General features: G+C 36.7%; 2 protein-coding genes. One reads left to right on the top strand and one right to left on the bottom strand.

What is annotated here, in order from left to right; genetic code table 11:
- Positions 1–169: 169 nt before the first annotated feature.
- Positions 170–1483, bottom strand: coding sequence for a cation:dicarboxylate symporter family transporter (locus tag LMC10_RS01890; RefSeq protein WP_035155419.1), 1314 nt, complete (start codon positions 1481–1483; stop codon positions 170–172).
- 249 nt (positions 1484–1732) lie between these two features.
- On the opposite strand from LMC10_RS01890, the gene LMC10_RS01895 reads away from it, so the two are divergent.
- Entirely contained in the window at positions 1733–2344 is a 612-nt protein-coding gene (locus LMC10_RS01895) for a DedA family protein (RefSeq protein ID WP_153702791.1), read from the top strand.
- Positions 2345–2505 lie beyond the last annotated feature (161 nt).

Below are 2505 nucleotides of genomic sequence, written 5' to 3' on the forward strand. Positions count from 1 at the left end.
CTTAAGGCAAAAGAGGCCTTTTTTATATAATTTTTATCGCCCACCCGCATAGCAGGTGGTTTTTTGTTTCGTGCACTCGCTCTGCTCGCGCACTCAACCAGGTCTAAAGACATTAATATAAAAGCGAAGGTGAGGATTTCCCCATCTTCGCTTTTATGTTTATTTAATTTTATTCAGCTTCAACGTCAGTTTCTGTTGCTGGTTTTTCCTTTCCGTAATTATCTAAATATGCATTATATTTTTCACGGTCAAGAGCACCTTCAGATTCACCGATAACAAGTGTGGCAATTGAATTACCAACCACATTTACGGCAGTTCGTCCCATATCAACGAAACGATCAATTCCGGCAATGAAAGTCAAACCAGCCATTGGAACCCCAATTGTAGAAACACTAGCAAGCAATACAACAAAAGAAGCTCCTGGAACCCCAGCCATTCCCTTACTAGTAATCATCAAAACAACCAGCAGAGTAATTTGGTGAGAAATACTAAGATGAAGTCCATATGCTTGTGCTAAGAAGATCGCCGCTAATGATTGATAAATTGCAGATCCATCAAGATTAAAAGTATAACCAGTTGGAATAACAAAAGCTGTAATACCCTTGCTTACTCCCATCTCGTGCGTCTTTTTCATCAAACGAGGCAACGTAACTTCTGAACTGGCAGTAGTAAATGCCAAAACAATCTCATCAAGGATAGCGCGCATCGTCTTCCAATAACGTAAATGGAAAATATGAGCAGTAATACCGAGGACAACAATAATAAAGATTAACATTGTCACATATGCAATCACAATAAATAATCCCAATGGTAGCAGAGCACTAATACCCATTTCCGCGATTGTCATTCCAATTAAACCAAAGACCCCAATTGGTGCAAACTTCATGACCCAATTAGTAACTTTGAACATAACTTCTGAAACTGCATTTAATACATCAATTAAAATTTTAGCCTTTTCCCCAACAGCTGCAATTCCTAATCCGAAAAGAACTGAGAACAGGATAACAGGCATCATGTCACCATCAGACATGGATTTAAAAATGTTCGTTGGAATAATCGACAAAATTAATGGCCAGAATCCGCTACTATGTTCTGCAGACTTTGCAGTGGACATGTATTGCGAAATATCAGTTGCATGAAGTTTATGAATATCAATAAACGAACCTGGATGGGTAATGTTAGCCATTACGATCCCTAAAATTAACGCAATTGTGGTTAAAACTTCAAAATAAATTAATGTTTTTCCACCAATCCGTCCTAACTTTCTAATATCACCAATATTAGCAATTCCCACAGTCAAGCAAGAAACAACAATTGGCATTACGATCATTTGAATCAGCCGGATAAAGATTGTTCCTAAGCTCTGCATAACAGTGATGGCACCCTTATTTTGATAGAAAATTAATCCACAAATAATACCAAGGGCCAGCCCAATCATAATTTGCCAGCCCATACTGAGGCGTCCGAAACGATATCGCTTCACTTTATATCAATCTCCCTTATGTAGTCTTATTATACTTTAGCACATTTTTAGTAAGATTTTAGCAATTTTTAAGATTTTATTTAATTAAATCCGAACACTTTTTGCTCTTTCTAGGTATTTTATTCACTTCAATATAATAATTCTAATTTATAATTCGTAATTTTCACTAAAGAAAAATAAGACCGCTACTAAGTATTTCTCTAATATGATAGAGTGTTTAGAGAATATTTAATTGAACAGGAGTAATTTATGAACGCTTGGATAACGGAATTTATTAATCAGTTTGGTTATTTTGCAATTGCCTTACTAATTGCCCTTGAAAATGTCTTTCCACCGCTACCATCCGAAATTATCCTTACAATGAGCGGATTCATGACGACCACCACTTCATTATCAATTATTGGTGTAATTATCGCCGCAACAATTGGTTCACTTATTGGGGCACTTATTTTATATGCCCTTGGTCGCCAGTTAACTGTTAAACGTCTCGAACGTCTTCTTAGTCATCGTTTATTTAAACTTCTAGGCTTCCATCAGGATGATGCTAAAAAAGCAGTCGATTGGTTTAATAAGCATGGCTCAGGCGGCATTCTTTATGGACGCTGCATTCCCGTTATTCGCAGTTTAATCTCTATTCCTGCTGGGATCGCGCAAACTTCATTAGGGAAATTCTGCCTTCTCACTACGATCGGAAGCGCAATTTGGAATACACTGCTTGTCGTTCTCGGCGCTTGGGTCGGCCAATCGTGGAATAAAATTGTCATAATCTTTAATGATTATACAACCATTGCTATTATTATCATGGCGATCGTTTGCCTATACTTTGCTTATCGGTGGTACCAAAAAAGAATAAAAAAATAAAACGATTCAGTTTCAATTAGTAAAAGCAATAACGCCATTACTATCGGCTCTACAATTTTAAGTACTGATGGATTTAACATCAGTGCTTTATTTGTTTAAAATTTAAAATAAAAAAGCGAAAGATGGTTGGACCCCGTCTTCGTTAAGAAAGGACCATCTTT

The sequence above is a fragment of the Limosilactobacillus reuteri subsp. simiae genome (assembly GCF_020784875.1).
GTDB lineage: Bacteria > Bacillota > Bacilli > Lactobacillales > Lactobacillaceae > Limosilactobacillus > Limosilactobacillus reuteri_H.